The organism is Pseudomonas massiliensis (assembly GCF_000826105.1).
GTDB classification, from domain to species: Bacteria; Pseudomonadota; Gammaproteobacteria; order Pseudomonadales; family Pseudomonadaceae; genus Aquipseudomonas; species Aquipseudomonas massiliensis.
This window is the reverse complement of record NZ_CCYK01000004.1, coordinates 377,187-398,683: the sequence shown is the minus strand read 5'-3', so window position 1 is coordinate 398,683 and position 21,497 is coordinate 377,187. Positions and strand designations below refer to the sequence as shown.

Below are 21,497 nucleotides of genomic sequence, written 5' to 3'. Positions count from 1 at the left end.
ATCTGGGCCACGAGGCAGCCCGGTCGGCGCAGATGATAATCAATATCGAATGTGATTAAAGATCATTTACAAATTTTACCGAGCGTATCGGTTATGTTACTCAACCCCCTTTCCTGCTTCGTCATTCGTTACGACCCGGACCAAGTTAGCGCTTGATTTGGGGGGCTTCAATTACGCGCTGTCGTCTTCGTCCTTTGCAGTGACTCAATGCGCGCGCTGGGCACAGGAGCAAACATTGAAGGCAAACCTTGCAGCGAAAGACCATACACAGTAGATTTTCGATGCAAATGCGAATTGATCACATCTTAAAGTCTTTCTATGCCCTACCTTGATGCTCGCAAGCGGATCGTTGCAATCGAAGACGATCCGATGCTGGCGAGTCACCTTCATCAACACTTTTGCCGACGAGGATTCGACACTGTTGTCAAACTCGACGTCGAAGGGTTTCTCGAACTTGCCTGCGCGGACAACGTAGACCTGGTTCTCATGGACATCATGCTCCCTGGCGGGAACGGCCTGGAGCTCCTCGAAGCCCTTAGGCAGCGGTGCCGGGTACCGGTAATCCTGATGTCAGCCTTGGGCGCAGAGCAAGACCGCATCACAGGCTTCAGCCAGGGTGCCGACGACTACCTGCCCAAACCCTTCAGCATCAAGGAGCTGGATGTTCGGGTCGATGCTCTGCTACGTCGGGTGACCTATGAACGAGCGCAAACTCAGCGGACCAATCCGGCGCCAGATGCAGCCCAACCTGACACCCAGGCGGATCATTCCTCGGCCGACCTTACTCCGATAGAACTTCGCTTGCTCCAAGCCATGCAAAGGTACCCTGGCAAAGTGTTGAGCAAGGCCCACCTCTACCAACATGTACTTCACCGCCCGTATGCCCGCCAGGATCGGGTTCTTGATCTTCACATCAGCCACGTGCGACGCAAACTCGCGGCTATCGGCTGGCCTGGGCGTATAGATACGGTCTGGGGAGAAGGCTACATACTCTTGGATACGGCTTCGTGAAGGTACCTGGCCGGCATTCCTTGCTTTGGAAGCTGTCGGGTTTTCTGGTGAGCTTGTGCCTGATAGTCGTCTGGGTCGGGCGTTCATGGGGCTATCAGGTAGAACAACAGGTCTATCGGCTATCTGCGCCGGCGCAAGCCGAGCTTCGAGATTATGGCAGGGAGGCTCGCAGGGCCTGGCTCAGCCAGGGCCAGGCTGGCATCGATCGATGGCTACGGGACTTCTCCAGCCGAGAAAGCGTATGGGCAATAGTGGTAGGAAACGATCTACGTCCTTTGGGGAGCCGCTCCTTGACCGCTGAGGAGGCACATAACCTGACGTTTGTCCGTGGCCTGGACATGCCCATGAGTCGACGCTCGCCACAAATGCCCTACGTGAGCGTTGGCTTGGCCCCTCCGGTAAATGGCCAACTGATTCTCCAATTGCCTGCCCGCATGTTTCCTTCCGCCTTCAACCCATGGTCACAGTTTCTGTTGCATGGCCTGGTACCTTCCTTGCTCGCTCTGGTGTTGGGAGTTTCGCTCTACAGGATGCTCATCACCCCCCTGGCCTCGTTGCAGGATCAGGCCAATGCGCTTCGCGCGAACGATCTGGACCGCCGTATCGAACCTTCCATTACGATGCGCAAAGATGAACTGGGCGATCTGGGCAGGGCATTCAACCATATGGCTGATCGCTTGGCCGAAACGGTTGCCTTCCAGCGCAACCTCCTGCGCTGCCTTTCTCATGAATTACGAACGCCATTGAGCCGCCTCCAGATCGCCAATGAAAACGAGCTGGATGAAGCCTCCTTAAGGCAGAGGCTCGACAAAGAAATCACGGCCATGCGTCATCTCGTAGATAACACATTGGAGTTGGTTTGGCTGGATACTGAACGCCCACGCTTGCCGCTCGAACCGATCGATGTCGAGCGGGTATGGGAACTGATCACGGAAAACGCATGTTTCGAAAGTGGCTGGGAGGCGGACCGGTTTATCATGAGCCTGCCTGGCCCATGCATCATCAGTGCGCACCTGAACGGTATCGTCCAAGCGTTGGAAAACGTTGTCCGCAATGCCATTCGCTACTCACCGGCCGATGGGCACATCCGGTTAGGCGGCGCCGCCTGCAATACGTATTGGCATCTGTGGGTGGATGACGATGGCCCAGGTATTGCGCAAGCCTCCCTTGAAACTATTTTCGAGCCCTTCGTGCGGCTCCATACGGACCGCCCTGGCGGCGATGGTTTTGGCCTGGGCCTAGCCATCGCCAGAAGCATGGTTCGCTTACAGGGCGGAGAGATGTGGGCGGAAAATCATCTTCATGGCCTGCGTATGAACCTGCGGTTGCGCAAATTCGATGCTGGAGACGCTGCCCGTAGGTCCTGAAAAGCCCTATGTTCCGGGCTTGGCGTCAACATGCGCCCTTCAATGTGCTAGCGAGGGTGTGCCGTCCGCGCCTGCAAGACCGAGCCCAAGGGACAACCATTGGTCCAGACCGGCGGCACTTCGCGCCCCGCTCGGCTTCAATAGCTATAGGTACACAACCGGGAGAACCACAATGCCACGTGGGGACAAGGACAAATATACCGACAAGCAGAAACGCAAGGCCGAGCACATCGAGGAGAGCTACGAGCGCAAAGGCATGTCTGAAGGCCAGGCCGAAGCGCGGGCCTGGGCCACGGTGAACAAGCAGTCCGGTGGCGGCGAGCGTAGCGGCGGCTCGGGCAGTAAAACGCCTTCCGGCGAGAAGAAAACCGCCCGTTCGGATTCGGCCAAGCGTGCAGCGAAAACCCGCGAGGGGCATTCCCGCAATTCCGGTGCCTCCCTGGAAACCCAGAGCAAGGAGAGCCTGCTCAAGGAAGCGCGAAGCCAAGATATCAAGGGCCGCTCGACCATGACCAAGGCCGAACTGATCAAGGCCCTGGGCGGTCGTGGCTGATACCTGCGATATCCATCGGTTTGCCTGTTAGGTTGGGTGTTGGATAACCGCCTGGTTTTGGCGTTTTCAGGCAGGCAAGGCTGATTGCGCCGCGCGCGGCATCACTGCCATATGCTAGCGCCCTCCTGGCTGGATGAGCGATCATTGGGCAGGCGCCCGGGTTGTTCCATCAGCGCCCAGGCCTACTAGCGCCTACGCGGGTGCTAACTCGGTGTGGTGCAAGCGCCTGTCATCAGCTTCGTGCTTTCAATACAGCACAATGAGCAGTCGCTGAGCGCCTCGCTTTTTGGCGTACCGCTGGATCGTTGTATTTTCGCGCGCGAACAACGGTGTTGGCACCACTGGCGTTGCGCCTGGTTCACTGCATGTCGGCGTACCGCTAGGCGGCTGGGAGTACTGGTTGAGTCGTTACTTCGCACATATTCCTTCTCTGCTGACCCGCATGGCCCAGTCCTGCTTCAAACGGCCGGTTCGCTACGCAGGGGCCGTGGCCATCGTCGTACTGTGCTGCATCCTGCGCGCGCAGCTTCCTGCGACGGCGCTACCTTATCTGTTCTTCATTCCCGGACTGATGATCATCGGCTTCTGGTTTGGCGTCGGGCCCTCCCTAGTGGGTTGTGTCCTGGCTGTACTGTCAGCGCAATTTTTTTTCACCGGGCCTATCGGTTTTTCTTCCGACAATTTGACGACCTGGCTGAACAGCTCCAGTTTCGGCCTGGTGACACTGGCCATGGCCGTGGTGTGCGCTTTTCTACGACGCACCCTGATTTCCGTGCACAGCATGAACCAGCACCTGGAGGAAGAAGTCGAGCGACGCACCCAGGAGCGCGACGGCATCTGGAACGTCTCTCCCGATCTGATCTGTACCCTTTCCGAAAGCGGCGAGCTGCTGGCCATGAACCCGGCCTGGCCGGCCCGAACGGGATGTAGCGAGCAAGAGCTCAAGCATGGCGGGTTCTATCGCTTCATTACGTCCGAACAGGTCACCGAGGCCTTGCAGCGCTTGCGCGAACAGCCCATTGCCGAGCTCGATACCCAAGGCGAACGCGCCAATGGTGAATTGCTGCACCTGAACTGGCGCATCGCCCAGCGACACGGGCGCTACTTTGCTGTAGCCCGGGATGTCACCTTGCAGAAAGCCCGCCAGGAGGCCCTGGATGAAGTTCGCTCCCAGCTACAGCAAAGCCAGAAGATGGACGCCATCGGCCAACTCACCGGCGGCTTGGCCCACGACTTCAACAACCTGCTGACCGTGATCACCGGCAGCCTGGACATGTTCGAAAGCCGCCTCGACCAAGGCAGGTTCTCCGAGCTGCCGCGCTACCTGGTGCTGGCCAAAAGCGCCTCCACCCGCGCCGCCTCTCTCACCCATCGGCTGCTGGCCTTCGCCCGCCGACAACCGTTGGCCGGTCATGTGGTAGACCCGATCAAGCAGATTCGCGGGATGAAAGAGCTGATCGCCCGGACTCTGACCCCACGTATCGAGTTCGAAGTGCTTACCCCGGAAGAGCACCTTCTCTGCTTCTGCGACGGCCACCAGCTTGAAAATGCCGTGCTCAACCTTTGCATCAATGCCCGAGACGCCATGCCCAAGGGCGGACGCCTGCGCGTTGAGGTGCTTCGAATCACCCAGCAGCCAGCACAGGCGCTGCCTGCCCGGCCCGCCGGGGACTATGTACAGATACGGGTATCGGACACCGGCACCGGCATGTCCAGCAAGGTACTGGAACGCGCTTTCGACCCCTTTTTCACCACCAAGCCCCTGGGATCAGGCACGGGGCTTGGCTTATCCATGGTCTATGGCTTCGCTCGGCAATCATCCGGTGATGTACACATCGAGTCCGTGCCGGGCGAAGGCACCGCGGTAAGCCTTTTCCTGCCGCTTCATCAGGGGGCGTTCGACGCGGGCAGCTCGGCCGAGCCCTCAGCCTCGGTGATGGAAAGCACCGCCCCACGCGGCTCGGTGTTGGTGCTTGACGACGAAGGCGCCATCCGCGACCTGGTGGCCCAGGCGTTGGAAGACATGGGCCATACCGTGATCAAGAGCGAAACCGGCGCCCAGGCCATGCAGCGGCTACAGGAAACCAGGGACCTTGAGCTGTTGGTGACGGACATTGCCTTGCCCGGTGGCATCAGTGGAGACGAAGTCGCCTCGGCCACCCTTGAAGCGCACCCCACGGCCAAGGTGCTGTTTATCTCAGGCTTTTCGGAAACCGCTACGCCAGTGAATGGCTTTGGTGAAAGCCAGATGCAGTTGCTGCCCAAGCCATTTTCAATCGGTGAGTTCAAGCAGGCCGTGGTGAGGCTTCTGGGCTGATGCCTCGGCGCGCATAGCAAGCCGGTCAACCCGTGCTCAAACCCGTAACGCCAGGAATGATCAACGCGCCCGCCACAAGATGGATGGGGTGAATGTTCTTTCTGAGAAAGTGAATCGCCCCTGCTTTCCGTGGTCGTGTCAGTCTCGGAACAGGCTTGGCCAGTTGCGGGGGAATCGCAGTCGGTTCGGGCTCACCTCATACTCACCTTGATATGCCCCAAGCCGGTGTCGCAACGCAGATTCAGGAGCTCGCTCTGCCACCAAACCTCGCTGCCATCGATCCGAACGGCACGCTTGCGAAGCCAGCAGTACTACCGCGACCCACGCTTTTGCACCGTTGTAATCGTCGCCGCCCTCGGCCTTGAAGATCAGCCCGGCCTTGTCTACGGCATACGCACTTGGGCACTCGCAGGCCAGGTCGCGTAGCTCATCCTTCCAGCCGTACACCCCGCCGTTCCATACCAAAACGACACCTTCACGGCGTTCTTGGTTGCCTGCTCGCCACGGTCGAGCGTAGCCCCTCGATCAGTTGTGCCATGGTCACGACTTCTTCTTGAACCCAGTCTTCGTAAACAAGGCCAGGAACACGGCCAAATTCACGCACGTCGTTGGTCACCAGCGTACAGCCGATAGCGATTGCATGGCCCGCAATAGCCGTGTCGTTAGGGCCAATGGGTGTGCCTGCTTTGACCAACACACGCATGACCTCAACGATGGCATCGATTGCTCGTTGATCCCACGACACCACGGCATCCAGCCGTTTCACAAACTCATCCACCAGCATCTTGTGCTTGGCCGAGGCCTTCTTCCCGATCTGGCCATAGCGCATTTCTGCGCAGGTGATGGCCGAAATAACAATCCGCTTGCCCTGCTCAACTTCGGTAGCCAAGCGTTTGATCACTGCTTCCGGGTGTTCACGCATGATGAATGAGCAGAGGCAGGTATCAGCATGTAGGTGGTCACAGATTGAACCTGCCTTCATCGCCGACCACAGCGGGGCGCTCTTGCAGAAACTCAGCATCTGCCTTCGACAAGTCAGAGAAAGATGACCAGGATGGACGCGCAGGTCGCAGAGTGATCACGTCACCTTCCCGCGAAATCTCAAGCTCACCGACGCCTTCATAGGCCATGTCGGTGGGTAACCGAACGGCTTGATTCTTCGCTTGAATAGGGCTTGCTGTGATCCAGGTGCTGATGGCCAAGAATGGTCTGATCCGTCGCCACATCTCCGGTTGCGACCAACACCTTGGCCGCTAGGGAGCGTCTGCCGCCGTGCGACGACCCCTGCTTGATGCCGGCCTGCCTGCTGATGGTCTGCTGGAGCGAATCACACGCCCGGTACACCTCTGGCGCACTGGCAAGCTCGCGGTTCTTGAACGCCAGTTCAAAGGCTTGGCCCTTGTGCGTGGTGACCAGCTTTGAACCTGGGCGCAGGCCCCGGTATTCGTCTGTGCTGGAAAGGCTCCAGCGGCGCCGCAAGCGAACCGCGATCCAGCCGTCCAGAGCGGCAAGGCATCGAGCGTGGGTCAGGTACACATTGCGCGGTCGGCAGCCCTTAGTGATGTCTGCACGTAGATACACCTCCAGCCTGATGGCTCCGCTGGGATAAAGCACGTCTGCGACCTCCAGCAAGGCCAGCTCGGTGACTCGAATGCCGGTGGTGTGGTTCAGCCATAGCAAAAGCACGTCACGCTCAGGCATACGCCCGGTTATACCGGCAACGCGAATTAAGTGTTTGAGTTGACCAGCGCGAAGGGATGTTGCGCGGCGGACAGGTGTAGTCATGGGGCTCTCTGTCAGGATTGGTGACGAATCGCGGACGATCCTGCGAGAGTTGCCAGCGGGCCTCCTCCTGAATAGCTTACAGGCCCGCGTACCGGGCTGTTCACGGAAAATGACAAAACCGAGGCTGGCCAGGGACAGCTATCGACCGATTCTGTTGAAAAAGTAGCTCCCCTGTCTGGCCTGCGGCAAAATATCTGCATTGGCCAGCAGGGAAGCACGCAACATGATGGGACAGTTATCGAGTGGGCAGGAGCGACTGTTTTACTCGTTCAACCTTGAAGATCACATCCCAGCCAATCACCTTCTGCGCAGCATTGATCAGTGTCTCGATCTGAGCGATCTGCGCCATTACCTCGCCGATTTCTATAGCCCGATTGGGCGCCCGTCGATTGATCCTGAACTGATGATCCGCATGCTGATCGTGGGCTATTGCTACGGCATTCGCTCAGAGCGGCGGTTGTGCGAAGAGGCCCATTTGAACCTGGCGTATCGCTGGTTCTGCCGGTTGAGCCTTGAAGATGAAGTACCCAATCACTCGACGTTTTCCAAAAATCGACATGGCCGTTTCCGGGACAGCGATCTGTTTCGCTGGTTGTTCAATGAAGTGCTGCGTCGCTGCATGGACGCAGGCCTGGTCAAGGGCGAAGGCTTTGCCGTGGACGCCAGCATCATCAAAGCAGATGCGAGTCGGCAGCGCGGCGTACCGGGTGATGAACCGGTCAACTGGAGCGATCCGTCCCTGAGCACCCGCGCCGTGCGTGAGTACCTTGAAGCCCTCGATGAGGAGGCCCTGGCCGAAACGCTACCGAAACGCCTATCGCTGACGGATCCTCAAGCCCGCTGGACGGCTGCACCGGGCGGCCCAGCTTTCTACGCTTACTCTACGAATTATCTGATCGATACCGAGCACGGCGTGATCATGGATGTGGAACCCACACCGGCTCATCGAACCGCAGAAGTCGAGAGCACCAAGACGATGATCGATCGGGTCGAAGCGCAGTTCGACATCAAGCCGGAACGCCTCATTGGCGACACCGCTTACGGTACCGCGCCGATGCTGGCCTGGATGGTGGAGGAAAAAGACATCGAGCCGCATGTGCCGGTATGGGACAAAACCGAGCGCAAGAACGACAGTTTCTCGAGCAACGATTTCCACTGGAATGAAGAGACTGAGGAATACCGCTGCCCGGCCGGCAACGTATTACGCAGCGAATGGCGTGCCTTCAAGAACGGGCGTTCGCACGTCACCAAAGCCAACACCATCATCTTCCGATCCAGGCAGACCGACTGCGCGGCCTGTCCGATGAAAGCCAAGTGCTGCCCGAACACTTCGATTCGCAAGATTGCCCGCAGCGTCCATGAAGCCGCGCGTGATGTGGCTCGGCGCATCGCAGCGACGCCGGAGTACGTGCGCTCTCGCCACGAACGTAAGAAGGTCGAAATGTTGTTTGCCCACCTCAAGCGCATCCTGAAATTGGATCGCTTGCGACTACGTGGCATGAGTGGCGCGACCGATGAGTTCACGCTGGCCGCTGCGGTGCAGAACCTGCGACGGCTGGCCAAACTTAAATCTCAAGGTCCGCCAGTTACGGGATAGGTGCGCCTGCACGAAGCAAAAAACCTCAAACTAACCCAATAACCGAGCAGTAAAGGTCAACGAAGGGCCGAGAAACCACTCAATGTGGTGAGTAGGTTCTCCGGTGGTGGCCGTGCCTGAGTTCAAGCGAACTGAAATCCGACTTTTTCAACAGAATCGACCCGAAGCAGTCACTCCCTAACTGCGGCGTGGGTCAGCGACAGCCTTAGGGGCTCAAGTCAGAACGGTATCTCCTGGCAACTGTCTGATCCGCTGAATACACTTGGCTCCAGTCCGTCGTCGGCGCCTGTCTCCTACTCGACAAGGACTACCCATGAGCATTCCGAAGGGCGCCGCAGCCGCTGTACAAGGTGACATTGCTGTCAAAAGCCGTGGCCTTTACACCGCCTATGAAGGTACAAGCGCCGGTGATGACCTGGCTATTCGCGGCACATCGCCTGTGTACCTTCAAGGAGGCGCCGGGGCGGATGCCTTGGTTGCGAGCAGTAACTTTGACGTGTTGGTCGGTGGCGCCGGCGTGGACACCTTGACCGGTGGCGCCAGCCGAGACAACTTCGTGTTTACCGCCCTCAGCGACAGCTATGGCAATGCCCAGGGATCGCATTCCGACCTGATCACCGACTGGCGCGCCACGGACCGCCTGGACCTGACCGCGCTGGGATTGAAGCTTGCTGAGTTGGACATCACTTACAACACAGCAAGCGACATCACCTTTGTGCGCGCTACAGCGGCCAACAGCGACGGCAACTATTTCGAAGTCCGCCTGCAGGGGAAGCTAAGCCACCCCCTGACCGAGGACAATTTCATTCTGCAGGTGGATGCGACCTCCGAGGATTACAAGTTTGATGATCGACCCTCTAAGGGCTCGTACGTCATCAATGGCGGTCCAGGCAATGACAAACTGTCTGACGGCGGTGACCAGGATAGCACCAATACTTTTTATGGCGGCGGGGGCGCCGATACGATTTATCTTGCCGCCCACTGGGACGACGGCGCTCAGAATACCTTCCTCTACAAAGCGGTGTCCGATAGCTTCGTCAACGACGAAACCGGAGCGGCGCGGGTCGACCATATCTGGTCCGTCCTCAGCGGCCGTGACGTCATAGACGTGTCCGCTCTAGGCTTTACCGGGCTGGGCGATGGCTACAATGGCACACTCAAGTTCAGCTATGACCAGCTTCATGGCTATTACGTGGCCGAGTCTTTGGAAGCCGATGCCCAAGGCAACCGCTTCCTGATGCATTTCTACCTGGACGGTTGGTACCGGGACGGTTATCCGGCCACTGAAGTGGACAAAGGCCTGTTCTACTTCGCAGGCAGCACCCCAACGGCTGCACGGTACAACACAGTCAGCGGCTCGGACGGAGGGAGCGACGAACTCCTGGCAGGCAGCGAAGGGGCACGTCTGATTGGCTATGACGATGGCGATGATCTTTACGGCGGTGCCGGTGCCGACACCTTCGTGTATCTGGACCGCCATGACAGCACAGAGGGCAAACGCGCGGCCTTCATAAATCCACTGGATCCCGACGTGCAAGAAGACACAGTCTTCAATTTCGACGTCAGCCAGGACCTGCTAGATGTATCCGCAGCCGGCTTTACCGGTTTGGGCAGCGGCAATCACGACACGCTGAAAATCATCTATGACCCGGCGAACGACCTAACGCTGCTGCGTAACTATGAGCTGCAACGCGACGGCACCCGCTTCGAGCTGGCATTTGACGGTAACCTGGCCACCAGCCTCACCAACGCCAACCTGATTACCGCTGTGACTCATCCACAGATTACCCCTCAGGCCGGGCCTCGGGGCCAAGCCTACTGGGAAGGCACCGCGGCTGCCGACACCATCACCGCGAGGAACACCGCATCCAATTACCTGTATGGCGATGCAGGCAACGATGTGTTGCATGGTGGTACCGGGCGAGACGTGCAAGAAGGCGGTTCTGGAGTAGACACCCTCACCGGCGGCGGCCAGGCTGACACCTACGTATTCAAATCGGTGTACGACAGCTATGGGATCAATGGGGTGTCCCATTCCGACCTGATCACAGACTGGAACACCTCCTCGCGCCTGGACCTCACGGCTTTGGGGCTTCAGCGGGTGGGCGATGGCTATAACGGTGACGTAGCGGTGAGCTATGACGCAGGCCGGAACCTAACCTACGTCCGCTCCATGGAGGCCAGCTACGACGGCTATTACTTCGAGGTGCGTATCAAAGGTGATGTGAGTGCCAGCCTGGGCACCAGCAACTTCGTGCTTCGGGGCACAGGCACTGGGAGCAATGACACCCTCGATTACAGCGCTTCTACCAAGCAATACGTACTCGATGGCGGTGGAGGGGCGGATGAACTGTACGGTAGCAAAGCCGTAGGCAACGTGTTCATTGGCGGTTCAGGTGCCGACCAGCTGCACGGTGTCAGTGGCAGGGACACGTACCTGTACAGCAACCTGACCGACAGTCACGCCAATGAGAGGGAGGATTATAAGGAGGTTGACCTGATCACCCACTTCGCCTACGGCAAAGGCGACCTGATCGACGTCTCAGCTCTAGGGTTTACCGGGTTGGGGGATGGCTACAATAACACCCTCCATTACGGGTACGACGCCGCTGTAGGCCATGTAGTGGTGCAATCCTACGAATCTGACTTTTACGACGGTCGCTTCGTGTTGAACCTGGACTATGCAGGGCGCCTCGCGTCCGCCGTAGGCAGTGATGCGGATCAGTTCATCTTTGCCGATGGGCCTGCTACAGGCAGCCTCTATAACACTCTGACGGGCAGCCAGGCGTATGACGTGCTCTACAACCCAGGCGAAAACACCGTTTTGGTGGGAAGCGGCGGAGCCGACCACTTGATTGGCAGCACGGCCAAAGATACCTTCCGCTTCGAGAACGCCAGCGATACCTACCGAGGGCAGGCAGACCTTATCAGCCATTTTGAGCTGAGCAAGGACACGCTGGACGTTGCCGCGCTGGGCTACACAGGTTTGGGGGATGGCACCAAGGGCACCCTCAAGGTGATCTATAACGAAGGCTCGGACCGTACCTATGTACGCAGCTTGGAAGCAGATGCCCAGGGCCACACCTTTGAGCTGGCCCTCGAAGGGGACGTTACTGGCCTGGCACACCGTAACTTCGTGTTCGCGGCCAGTACGATGCACGCGCCGGTGGCCAGCGACTTGGCAACGACCGAAGGCGCGCCCGTGGAGGTAGCCCTCGTAGGCGTCACGCCGCGGAGTGAGCATGAGCTGGCGGCGTGATCGGTACTGCGTGCGAACACTGCTGCGCTCCATACCCTGCCATGCCCCCATTGTGTGGCGAGCGCGTCAGGGTATGGATTCAATCAATCCAAGGCGTGATCGGCGGATGTGGTGGCGACACCTAACGGCTCAACCGGCGTGGAGGCGAAGGCCGTGCCAACCGGGGCAAAAGATATCCCGTCGCCATTTTGGAAGTCGGCCAAGTGATTGCCCTTCACGGTTATCTGGAAGTATCGGCCTTGATCATCGTCTTCAAGACTACGCACATAGGTGCGATCAAGTGCTTCGTTGTAATCGATCTTCAACGTGTGGTCGAGGCCGTTACCTTGGGCGGTAAAGCCCAAGGCGCGCACATCGAGATAATCATAGCCTTGCCCGAAGTCCGTAATCACATCGCTGTAGCTACGGTCGGCAGTGCGATAGCTGTCTTCGACGTTCTGGAAAACGAAGTAGTCATTACCGGTGCCTCCTGTCAGCCGGTCCACGCCAGATCCGCCCACCAAGGTGTCCTGGGCTGCGCCCCCTTTCACCACATCGTTGCCCGCCAGCGCATATATATGCTCGTCGCCTGCTGACCCGGTCAGCGTGTCGCTTTTCGAGGTTCCAGTGATATCGACGTAATCGTTATCGAACAACGACATGACCCTGAGCTGGTCGGCCACTGCAAACTGTAGGGTATTCGTGCCCAGGTCCAGCAGGCGGTCACCCGCGAAAGCGATCTGGAAGCGGTTACCTGCTTCGTCCAGCTCAAGCGAGCTCAGCCGAGTGACGTTGGCGCCGGGGTCGTAGGAGAGCTTGAGCGTCGTACCGTAGCCATCACCCAAGCCGGTGAAGCCCAGGGCGGTGAGGTCAAGCTGGTCATGTTCCGAGCTTTTGAAATCCAAGATCAGGTCGCGCCCCTGGTCCCTGCCGGCGGCATCCACCTGGCTATCGCTAGTGCGGGTATAGGCGAAGGTATCGGCACCAGCGCCCCCGGCCAGGCGATCAGCGCCCCCGCCTCCAACCAGGCGATCGGCGCTACCGCGGCCGTAAAGCGAGTCTGCGCCATCCCCGCCCACCAGCGTATCGGGCCCACCGGCGGTGCCATGCAGCATGTCATCCCCACCGGTACCCTTTACCAATGCAAGGAAGTTGTCATTGGTCAGGCTATCTTGATAATTCCCGTCCAGGATCAACTCAAAGGCTTGCCCATGGGCGTTGGCATCAAGGCTTCTTAGGTAGGTCAGATTGTCGTAGGCACTGTACGTAAGTGCCAGGGTGCCGTGATGCCCGTCGCCCAAGCCCTTGAAGCCAATGCTGGTGACATCAATGCTGTCGCGGCTGACATCGAAGCGGGTGATGGTGTCGGCAAAGCTTGCCGTGGCGGTGCTGTAGCTATCGCTGATGCGGGTGAAACGGAAGGTATCATTACCCTCGTAGCCCGACATCAGGTCCGCCCCTGCGCCACCTATCAGGGTGTCGTCTCCGGTTCCGCCAATAAGGGTATCCCGCCCACCGCCACCGTACACCAGGGTGTCGTATGTCGCCTGATAATGCGAAATCGTATCATCGCCAGCGGTGCCGAAGGTGGTCATTACTACCGCAGTATTGGCTGCGCGGGTGGTTGCGCCGAGCACCTTGACCTCGCCGTCGGAAGTACCGGTGATGAAATTATCGACGATCAGGCTTGCGTCGCTATGCCCGCGCTCTTCAACCCCATAGGTAGAATGCCCCGCCTCGGGCTTGGTCTGATCGCCGATGGTGTTGCCCTGCACCAGGGTGCCGGTACTTTCCTCGAGCAGGATTTCTGGCCCGGTCCCGTACTGGACATTGCTGTCGATCTCGCTGGAGAGGATCTTGGTATTGTTGGAGTTTTTAACAACGATCCCCGAGCCTCCACTATCGTCAACCCACATATGGTCAATCAAAGCCCCTTGGGCATTTTCGACCAGCACCCCTGCGCCTGAGTTACTGTTGGAATTGCCTGCCACCAGCGTCGCGGCTCGCCCTTGGTCGTCGCCCTGGACGACAATGCCGTGACCGCTGTTGTTGAAGATGTGCATGTCTTGGACAGTCAGCGGGCCGGTCACGTCCAGCCCGGTTCCACCGTTGTCTGAAACCGAGGTGTCGCTCAAGATACTGTTCACGAGCCCCGCGGCGACGATACCGCCCCCGTCGTTGAAGTCGGACCTCGAATTAGTGAGCTGAACCTGACTGCCCTCTGCGCGCAGGTCTATACCGAACCCGGTAACGCCGCTGGCGCTGATACGGTCGAGGATCACCTTTATTCCATCACCGATGGACCAGGCACTGACTTCGCCGTTATAGGGGGTAGGGCCCTCCACTCTGATGTCCTGGGCGCTGGTATTGGTGCCACTGATATGAATGATGCCGTCGATATCGCCGGCTGAGGTCTTTTCATCCAGCTCTATTGTCACTGAACGGCTTTGCCCTTGCAGGTTGACGTTATCCTTGAGCACTAGCACCGTGCCAGGGGACTGGGTACTTACTTTGTATCTGCCATCGGGTATGTACACCGTACCGCCACCGGCCGCCGCTGCAGCATCGATTGCCGCTTGCAGCGCCTGGGTGTCATCGGCGCGGCTATTGCCGACAGCGCCGTAGTCTTTGACATTGAAAATGGTGGCCATCAGGTTGTTCCTTGATTTGGGACTGTCCAGTGCACAGTGCTTGAATCGACCTGAGAATAGACAAAGAATTTAAGGGGTCTGGCGGGAGTGCGGTCAGGCCGGTCTTTAAAATAAGAAAGTAACGAGTGCTCCTCATGCAGCGACAAAGCCTGTCTTGCACTGCCTCGCTTGAAGACCGGCCTCCAGCTTCGGTGCATGCGCATCGGCCAACCTTGGTGGTGACCAGGCTGGCTCGTCCTCTGGCCTGTGCTACCAGGTCGGTTGCTTTTCCTTGTCGATGCCGCTCCTCCTCAAAGGGCTGCTATGGGTCCAGGCTGTCTGAAAACGTTTTTGAAAGCGAAGACAGTTGAAAACCTCAAAACCGCGCTCCTACGCGAAATCTGAGTCTACTTACCACTTCCTAAGCTGCAGATTTTGCATAGAGACGCCTTCCTAATTTTTCAGTTAGGGTTTTCACACAGCCTGGATCGATAGCAACCCCACCCCGAGTCATACCGACGTTTCGCTTCAAGCGGCATAAGGCTCCGCCCAACCTGGCGTGAAAGCTGCGCTTACCTAGCCCCCTTTTAATGCTACTAACCCGTAGAGGCCTGTGCTTGCGCCGCGTCTTGGTAGCCGCTATGGTTCGCCCGTCGCTGCAAATACGGCGACCAGGTTTGGCGACCTGAAGACTACACGGCGCAACAGCGCCCATTTCCGCTGCCGACACTTTTTGTATGCGCAGTTCGAGTCATGGCGGCTGTTCGCGGGAGACAAGCTTGTCTGCCGGGTTCCGTGTGTCCCGGTTCGCCAACCTGCGTACAGCTGCCACCCTTTGTTTGGCGACGACGCGTGGCAGCTCTAGAATGCACACGGAGTCTTCACCATGCACGTCCCTGGTTCCCTGACTATTCAGGCAGCGACTCTATGCATGGGTTGGAAAAGGCCTCTGTGCTGTTGCAAGTCATCGTCGGCAGTATCGAAGACGCCGCGATAGGGGCTCAGTCCCAGCAACAATCGAAACGACGTTGAATGAAGCCTCACGCAGTCTGGCCCCGCCTCGGCCTCATTTACTTGATAGTTGGTACCCCACCACCAGTTTCTCCAACTTGTAACGCATGGTAAGGCTGTCGCAGTAACTCATGCGCGGCAGGAACGCACCGGCCCCTTTCAGGTACGTACTCAAATCCCTGGCATTGTCACAGGACTCGAAGCTGCGTCCTTGCAACGCACCGGCGGCCTGGGCCGAGCGCAGCGCGCCCATGGGTGTCCAGTCGCTGACGATGAGCGCACCGGCTGGTGCCGAGGTTTCGTAGTAGCGGGCGAAGTCTTCGGCGGAGCGGTCGCGCAGGTAGGGCACCATGAAATAGTGGATGTCGTTGCGATAGGGCAGCGCTTCGGCATGTACGGGCAGGGGCACGAGGCCGGCGCAATAGAGCATCCACATGAACAGCAGCGCCGCTGGGGAGCAGAACACCGAAGCCAGAAGCACCGAGCTGGCCAAGCGTGAATTCCCCAGCCACTGACGCAGGCACAGCACGCCCAGGATGGCGGCGAAGCAGGCGCCGGGCAGGAAGAAAGTGAAGCGGTCGTTCACGTTATAGGACGCGGCGAAAATGAAATCGAGCAACAGCGCCCACCATACCAGGCGCAGGCGGCTGTCCTTGGGGTAGCACAACAGCCCGAGCAGTTGTGGCCCCAACAGAGACAGGCACAGCAAGGCCACGGAGTTTTTCTCATGCCACATAGTGTCGAAGCGCAGCATGCTGCCTTCCCAGTTGGGATTGCTTTCGAAGGGCGTGGCGCCGGTGAGATAGTGACGGGCGATCTGGAACAGGGAAAGGCCTGAATCCAAGTCATTGAACATGGCCGGGTAGGCAGTGGCGAAGCCTAGGGCAAAGGCCGGTAGCGTCAGCAGCAGGCGTGTCCGCTGTTCCATCAGCAGGCGCAGATACAGGGGCAACAGCACAATGAAAGTCAGCTGATGGATGCTGGCCGCCATGCCGGTGAACAGGCCGATCAACAGCAGCTTGCTCACTGCGCCCAGGCTGCCGCGGCGCTCGAAGTAAAGGGCATAGGCGGCGATTACGAAGAGGGCATGGAACAGATACACCTCGGCCTTGGTGGACACCCAGAACACCGCATGGGCTAGCACGGCCACGGCGGCGCCGAGCATAGCCAGGTTGCGCTGGGCGCCCAGGTTCACTGCCAGCCAATACAGCGACGCGGCCAGGGGCAGCAACAGGATGGAATTGAGCAGGCTCAACACCTGGGTACCGAACAGCTCGAACACCGCCGTATTGAAGAATTGATAGAGCGGGTGGTCGAGAGGACCGAGGGTTTCGCTGAAGTAGCGGCCGATGGAGGCGTCCGCCAGGAACATGCCATTGTCCATCCACTGTACCGGCCCGCTGGAGGCCAGGAAGCTGGCCGTAATGGCGAGGGCCAGGAGCAGGAGCGCCCAGGGGCCACGCAGTGGGGTAGCCCGGGGGCCAAGGGGGTAAGCGAAGGGTCCTTGCTTCACGGGTGTCATCTCCTTGAACGATTCAAGCGCGCGCATCGCGGCGACCGCGCATCAGCATCAGCGCGCCCAGCCCCACCGCGAACCACAGGGTAGCCAAGCGAATGAGTACGGTGGCGGCCACGGCGTCGGCGCCGGACATGCCCTTCCACACCAGCAATCCCACCATCACCGCCTCGGTGCCGCCCAGCCCGCCGGGCATGAAACTGATCGCGCCGGCAAGCATGGCTAGGGCGTACACGAACACGGCAAAGGCCAGGGGCACATCCGCGCCCATCCACTGCAGGATCCAATGAAAGGCCAGCGCCTCGGCGCTCCAGGCCAGCACACTAAGGACGGTGGACCAGGCAAGCATGGCCGGGCGATGGCAGCGCTGGGCTTCGAGCACGATCTGCAGCGGCGTGCCAAGCAAGCGTGCCCAGCGGCCAGACTGCATGGCGAGCCAGCGTCCGACCCAGGCCAGCAGGCGGCTTTGGGAAAGCACCAGCAAGCCGCCACCCACCAGGCCCAGCCCCAGGAAGATCAGCGGCTTGGCTTCGGGGTAAAGGCTAAGGCCGAACAGGGTCAGCAGCACTACGGCGAAGAGGTCCGAAAGCCGCTCGCTGAAGAAGGCCGCAAGGCTGGTCGGCCAAGGCACACCATGGTCTTTGAGCAGCACCCCGCGCAGCGCTTCGCCGGCCTTCCCTGGGGTGGTGGTCAGGGCGAAGCCGGCCAGGTAGATGCGCCAGCTGGTGGCCCAGGGCACCCTGTGCCCCATCAGCCCCAGGTAGGTTTGCCAGCGAATGAAACGCAGACCGTAGTTCACCAGGGACATGCCCAAGGCCAGCAAGGTGCCGCCCAGACCCACGGCCAGCACCGCATGGCTTACCGGCTGCCAACCGGCCCAGAGCGAAAACAGCAGGTAACCCAACGCCGAGGCCACCACGGACAGCGCCACGGCCCGGTACTGCCAGGTGCCGCCGGCGGCCAGGGCGGTCACAGTTTGAGCCTCTTGAACAACGGCTGCGGAATGGCACGGATCACCCACATGATGAGCGCCCAGAACCCGGGCGCATAGAGCGTGGAGGCGCGGGCACCGATGCCCTGCACGATCCGTCGCGCCACCGCCGCCGGGCTGGCTACCAGGGCCGCGGGCAGTGGCAGGCCCTGGGTCATGGGAGTATCGACGAAGCCTGGCTTGATGGTCACCACGTGCACACCTGCCTTGAACAGGCGCGCCTGCAAGCCATCGCAGAAAGTGGTCACCGCTGCCTTGGCCGCACCATAGAGGTAATTGGAGCCTCGGCCCCGGTCGCCGGCCACCGAGGAAATCACCGCCAGGGTGCCACAGCGCTGGCGCTCGAAATGGTTGGCCAGCAAGGTGCCCAGGGCGATCACCGAGGTGGCGTTGTTGGTGAACTCCTTGATGGCGGTGGTCACGTCCTGCTCGCACGCAGCCTGGTCCGGCAGCGTGCCATGGGCGATCAGGGCAATGTCGATCTGCCCCAGGGCGGCCAGGCAGGCAGCCATCATCGCGGCATGGGCAGCGAAGGCGGTAGCGTCCATCAAATGGGTGTGGATAGGGCCAGCGCCACGGGCGCGCAGGTCGCTGGCGGTCAACTCCAGCTTTTCGACATTGCGCGCCACCAGGAAGAACTCGCAGCGCTCCACCGCCCAGAGGCGGGCGCAGGCGCTGGCGATGCCGGAGGTGGCGCCGATGATCAGCACTTTTTTCATTGGGTGACCCTGTTCCAGAAACGAGACATCAGCGTGGGGTCGCGCAGGGCTTCGACGCGCTCCCAGGCCGGGTAGGCATGGCGAAAATCGGCGCCGCTCATGTGCGCATCCTTGGCCGGATAGAGGCGGCCGCCGGCTTCACGGACCAGCGCGTCCAACCGGGGAAAGAGACGTTCCCCCAACGCGGGGCTTTGCGGGAAGTCCAGCGCCAGGGACACACCGGCCATTGGAAAGGACAGCAAGCCAGGCGAACGCAAGTGGCCGCAACGCTTGAGTACCGCGAGGAAAGAGCCTTCTCCGGCCGCGGCGATCTGCTCGAGCAACTGTCCCAGCGCCGCCCTGGCGCTACGTTCAGGAAGCACGCACTGGTATTGCTGGAAGCCTCGCCGGCCGTAGATGCGGTTCCAGTGCAGAATCTGGTCCAATGGGTAGAAGAAAGGCTCGTAGTGGCTGCGCCCTTGGGTCAGTACCTTGGGATGCGCATGCCAGTACAGACTGTTGAATGGCTTGAGGGAATAGCGGTTCACCAAGGATACCGGCGGCGTCAGCGGCACCCGCAACCTGGGCTGGCCGCCTGTATCCAGAGACCCATAGGCGGCATGGTCGCCCACGATGTATACCCCACGCCCGCGCTGAGCGCCGCGTGCCAGGCAATCCACCCAGGCCACGGCATACTCGTGCTGGCTGTCCAGGGTTTCGGAAAGGGCGAAGAATTCATCCAACCCACCGAAGCGCACCGTCTGGGTGTCGATCTGGCTGGCGCGAATGGGGATCAAGCGAATGCGCGCCGCGCAGATGATCCCGGTAAGCCCCAGCCCACCGATGGTGGCGGCGAAGAGTTCGGCCTGCTCGTCCGGGCTGCAATGGAGCGATCCCTCCCCATGGCGCAACAGGCTGAAGCTGATCAGGTGATGGCCGAAAGTGCCGCGGCGGTGATGGTTCTTGCCGTGCACGTCATTGGCGATGGCGCCGCCCACGGTGGCGAACTGGGTTCCTGGAGTTACCGGCAGAAACCACCCGCGAGGGATGGCCAGCGCCAGCAGTTCGGCCAGGGTCATGCCGGCCTCGACCTCGACAACCCCCGCGGCCCAGTCTGCCTCGATAAGCCGGTCCAGCCGGCGCATGGTCAGCACCTGGTCGCTGCTGGCCAGGCAACTGTCACCGTAGCTGCGCCCATTGCCATACGGCAGGGTGCTGCCATGACCTTTCACTACCCGAGCCGCGGCCTTTGCCAGCTCGCTACGCCAGCCGCAACCGTGGCCTTGTTGCGGTGCATGCGGCACCCGCCCCCAGGAGTTGAGGCTCATGTGGCTACCCAGAACACGACACCGAACAACAGGCCGATTACCTGGCTGATACGGTCGCGAATGGCGAACACTACCGGATCGTCGTTCATTTCGCCGCGATGAGTCAGCATCCATACCCGAGTGATCCAGAACAGCAACAAGGGGCAGGCCAGCCAGATCACATGGGGAAAGGCGTACAAGGACGCCGTGGCGCCATCATGGATGTAAAGCGCCAGCACCATCACTGACAGGTAGCCAGAGGCGGCGCCCAGGGAAGCGATCATGTCCAGGTCGCCGGGGTAATAACCGCGGCCGCGGGTCATGGCGTGCATGTCGCGCGAACGCGCTTCGCGCAGTTCGGCGTAGCGCTTGACCAATGCCAGGCTGAGGAAGATGAACATGGAGAACGCCAGTATCCAGAACGTCAGCGGCACGCTGAAGGCGGCCACGCCGGCGATGATCCGCGCCGTGTAGAGCATGGCCAGCACAATCACATCCACCGTCATCTGCCGCTTGAGGTACAGGGAATAGGCCAGGGTCAGCAGGTAATAGGCGCCCAGCACCGCGCTGAACTGCCACGGCAGCAGCATGGCCGCGGCGCCAAAGGCCGCCGTAAGCAGCAAGGGCACTGCCAGCAGTCCATGGCCCAGGCGCAGGCGCCCACTGGCGAAGGGCCGGTTGCGCTTGGTGCGGTGGTGGCGGTCGTCGTTCAGGTCCAGCAAATCATTGAGCACGTATACGCTGGAAGCGCACAGGCCAAAGCAGAAAAACGCCAGTACTCCGTTGAGCAACTGCTGCGGTTGACCGAGCAGGTGCGCCGCCAGCAGCGGGACGAAGATCAGCAGATTCTTCATCCATTGATGCAGGCGCAGCGCCTTGAACCAAAGACGCAGGCTCGGCGGGTTGGAATCGATCACCTGGCTTACCTGGGCGAGCCGCCGAGCCTTGCGCTCGACCCCGGCGTCAGGGTTGACCACTATCGCTTCTCGGGCGCTGGGCCATACCGCCAGGTCGTCCCGAGAGTTGCCCAGGTAATCGAAGCCGCCCTCCCCATAGCGCGCTACCAGCAGGGCCCGTTTACGCTCGGCGGAAAGGTTCAGGCCCTGCTCGCTGGCGAACACATCGTCGAATTCCCCCACGTGCGCGGCGATGCGTTCGGCCAAGGTACGATGGCTGGCGGTGGCCAGCACCACCTCACGCCCCTCTCGCCGAGCCTGGCGGATCAACCCCAGCACCTCGGGATCGTAGGGCAGCACGGCTACATCCAGCTCAGCGGCCAGAGCCAGCCCTTCCTTGAGTTCGGCCTTGCCCTGACGCAACCAGCCAAGAACGGAAACAACCCCGGTTGGTTTTTTCCGAACATAGGCTAGGAAGGTTTCAAGTAATAGATCTGAACGTAAAAGTGTTCCGTCCAGATCCACTATCAAAGGGGGCACGGCGTCTAACAACTTTCCTTGCGTCAATGCCATGTCGATC

14 protein-coding genes and 2 pseudogenes are annotated in these 21,497 nt (G+C 60.0%); 6 read left to right on the top strand and 10 right to left on the bottom strand.

Going from position 1 to position 21,497, the window contains the following annotated elements; genetic code table 11:
- The first annotated feature begins 318 nt into the window (after positions 1 to 318).
- The 4 genes from BN1188_RS03135 to BN1188_RS03120 all read left to right on the top strand — a co-directional run bounded on the left by BN1188_RS03135 (position 319) and on the right by BN1188_RS03120 (position 5,248).
- Positions 319 to 1,011 carry a response regulator transcription factor gene (locus BN1188_RS03135; protein WP_040259783.1) on the top strand — a complete coding sequence of 231 codons (693 nt, stop codon included), beginning with the start codon at positions 319 to 321 and terminating at the stop codon, positions 1,009 to 1,011.
- Positions 1,008 to 2,378 carry a histidine kinase sensor domain-containing protein gene (locus tag BN1188_RS03130; RefSeq protein ID WP_040259782.1) on the top strand — a complete coding sequence of 457 codons (1,371 nt, stop codon included), beginning with the start codon at positions 1,008 to 1,010 and terminating at the stop codon, positions 2,376 to 2,378. The genes BN1188_RS03135 and BN1188_RS03130 overlap by 4 nt, the downstream gene beginning before the upstream one ends.
- Before the next feature lie 172 nt (positions 2,379 to 2,550).
- Complete coding sequence (locus BN1188_RS03125) at positions 2,551 to 2,931, top strand: hypothetical protein (protein ID WP_040259780.1); 381 nt, start codon at positions 2,551 to 2,553, stop codon at positions 2,929 to 2,931.
- 400 nt (positions 2,932 to 3,331) lie between these two features.
- The gene (locus tag BN1188_RS03120) at positions 3,332 to 5,248 is read left to right on the top strand and encodes an ATP-binding protein (RefSeq protein ID WP_148485239.1); all 1,917 of its coding nucleotides are present in this window, start codon (positions 3,332 to 3,334) and stop codon (positions 5,246 to 5,248) included.
- Positions 5,249 to 5,560: 312 nt separating this feature from the next.
- Here BN1188_RS03120 and BN1188_RS21875 read toward each other — a convergent pair.
- From BN1188_RS21875 to BN1188_RS03100, 4 genes and pseudogenes are all read right to left on the bottom strand, one after another.
- Positions 5,561 to 5,786: pseudogene (locus BN1188_RS21875) on the bottom strand (antirestriction protein ArdR); the annotation flags it as partial.
- Positions 5,787 to 5,801: 15 nt separating this feature from the next.
- Positions 5,802 to 6,211, bottom strand: a pseudogene (locus BN1188_RS21870) (type II toxin-antitoxin system VapC family toxin); the annotation flags it as partial.
- Complete coding sequence (locus BN1188_RS21865) at positions 6,208 to 6,378, bottom strand: AbrB/MazE/SpoVT family DNA-binding domain-containing protein (RefSeq protein ID WP_084596141.1); 171 nt, start codon at positions 6,376 to 6,378, stop codon at positions 6,208 to 6,210. The gene BN1188_RS21865 and the pseudogene BN1188_RS21870, both read right to left, overlap by 4 nt.
- Positions 6,368 to 6,949, bottom strand: coding sequence for a tyrosine-type recombinase/integrase (locus tag BN1188_RS03100; protein WP_052469133.1), 582 nt, complete (start codon positions 6,947 to 6,949; stop codon positions 6,368 to 6,370). The genes BN1188_RS21865 and BN1188_RS03100 overlap by 11 nt, the downstream gene beginning before the upstream one ends.
- Before the next feature lie 307 nt (positions 6,950 to 7,256).
- Between BN1188_RS03100 and BN1188_RS03095 the strand changes: the two genes are divergently transcribed.
- Positions 7,257 to 8,630: an IS1182 family transposase gene (locus BN1188_RS03095; protein WP_040259777.1), complete on the top strand. Its 1,374-nt coding sequence runs from the start codon at positions 7,257 to 7,259 to the stop codon at positions 8,628 to 8,630.
- A gap of 313 nt (positions 8,631 to 8,943) precedes the next feature.
- A complete protein-coding gene (locus tag BN1188_RS22085) occupies positions 8,944 to 11,889 on the top strand; it encodes a calcium-binding protein (protein WP_052469132.1) in 2,946 nt (981 codons plus the stop codon).
- A gap of 83 nt (positions 11,890 to 11,972) precedes the next feature.
- Here BN1188_RS22085 and BN1188_RS03085 read toward each other — a convergent pair whose 3' ends face one another.
- The 6 genes from BN1188_RS03085 to BN1188_RS03060 form a co-directional block, all read right to left on the bottom strand.
- Positions 11,973 to 14,519 carry a glycosyl hydrolase family 28-related protein gene (locus BN1188_RS03085; protein ID WP_040259776.1) on the bottom strand — a complete coding sequence of 849 codons (2,547 nt, stop codon included), beginning with the start codon at positions 14,517 to 14,519 and terminating at the stop codon, positions 11,973 to 11,975.
- Positions 14,520 to 15,564: 1,045 nt separating this feature from the next.
- On the bottom strand, positions 15,565 to 16,974 hold the full coding sequence (locus BN1188_RS03080; protein WP_040259890.1) for a hypothetical protein: 1,410 nt from the start codon (positions 16,972 to 16,974) through the stop codon (positions 15,565 to 15,567).
- A 70-nt stretch (positions 16,975 to 17,044) separates the two neighbouring features.
- Positions 17,045 to 17,998, bottom strand: coding sequence for a lysylphosphatidylglycerol synthase transmembrane domain-containing protein (locus BN1188_RS03075; protein ID WP_040259774.1), 954 nt, complete (start codon positions 17,996 to 17,998; stop codon positions 17,045 to 17,047).
- Entirely contained in the window at positions 17,995 to 18,735 is a 741-nt protein-coding gene (locus BN1188_RS03070; protein ID WP_040259773.1) for an SDR family oxidoreductase, read from the bottom strand. The genes BN1188_RS03075 and BN1188_RS03070 overlap by 4 nt, the downstream gene beginning before the upstream one ends.
- Positions 18,732 to 20,042: an FAD-binding oxidoreductase gene (locus BN1188_RS03065; RefSeq protein WP_040259771.1), complete on the bottom strand. Its 1,311-nt coding sequence runs from the start codon at positions 20,040 to 20,042 to the stop codon at positions 18,732 to 18,734. The genes BN1188_RS03070 and BN1188_RS03065 overlap by 4 nt, the downstream gene beginning before the upstream one ends.
- Complete coding sequence (locus BN1188_RS03060; protein ID WP_040259770.1) at positions 20,039 to 21,490, bottom strand: UbiA family prenyltransferase; 1,452 nt, start codon at positions 21,488 to 21,490, stop codon at positions 20,039 to 20,041. The genes BN1188_RS03065 and BN1188_RS03060 overlap by 4 nt, the downstream gene beginning before the upstream one ends.
- Positions 21,491 to 21,497 lie beyond the last annotated feature (7 nt).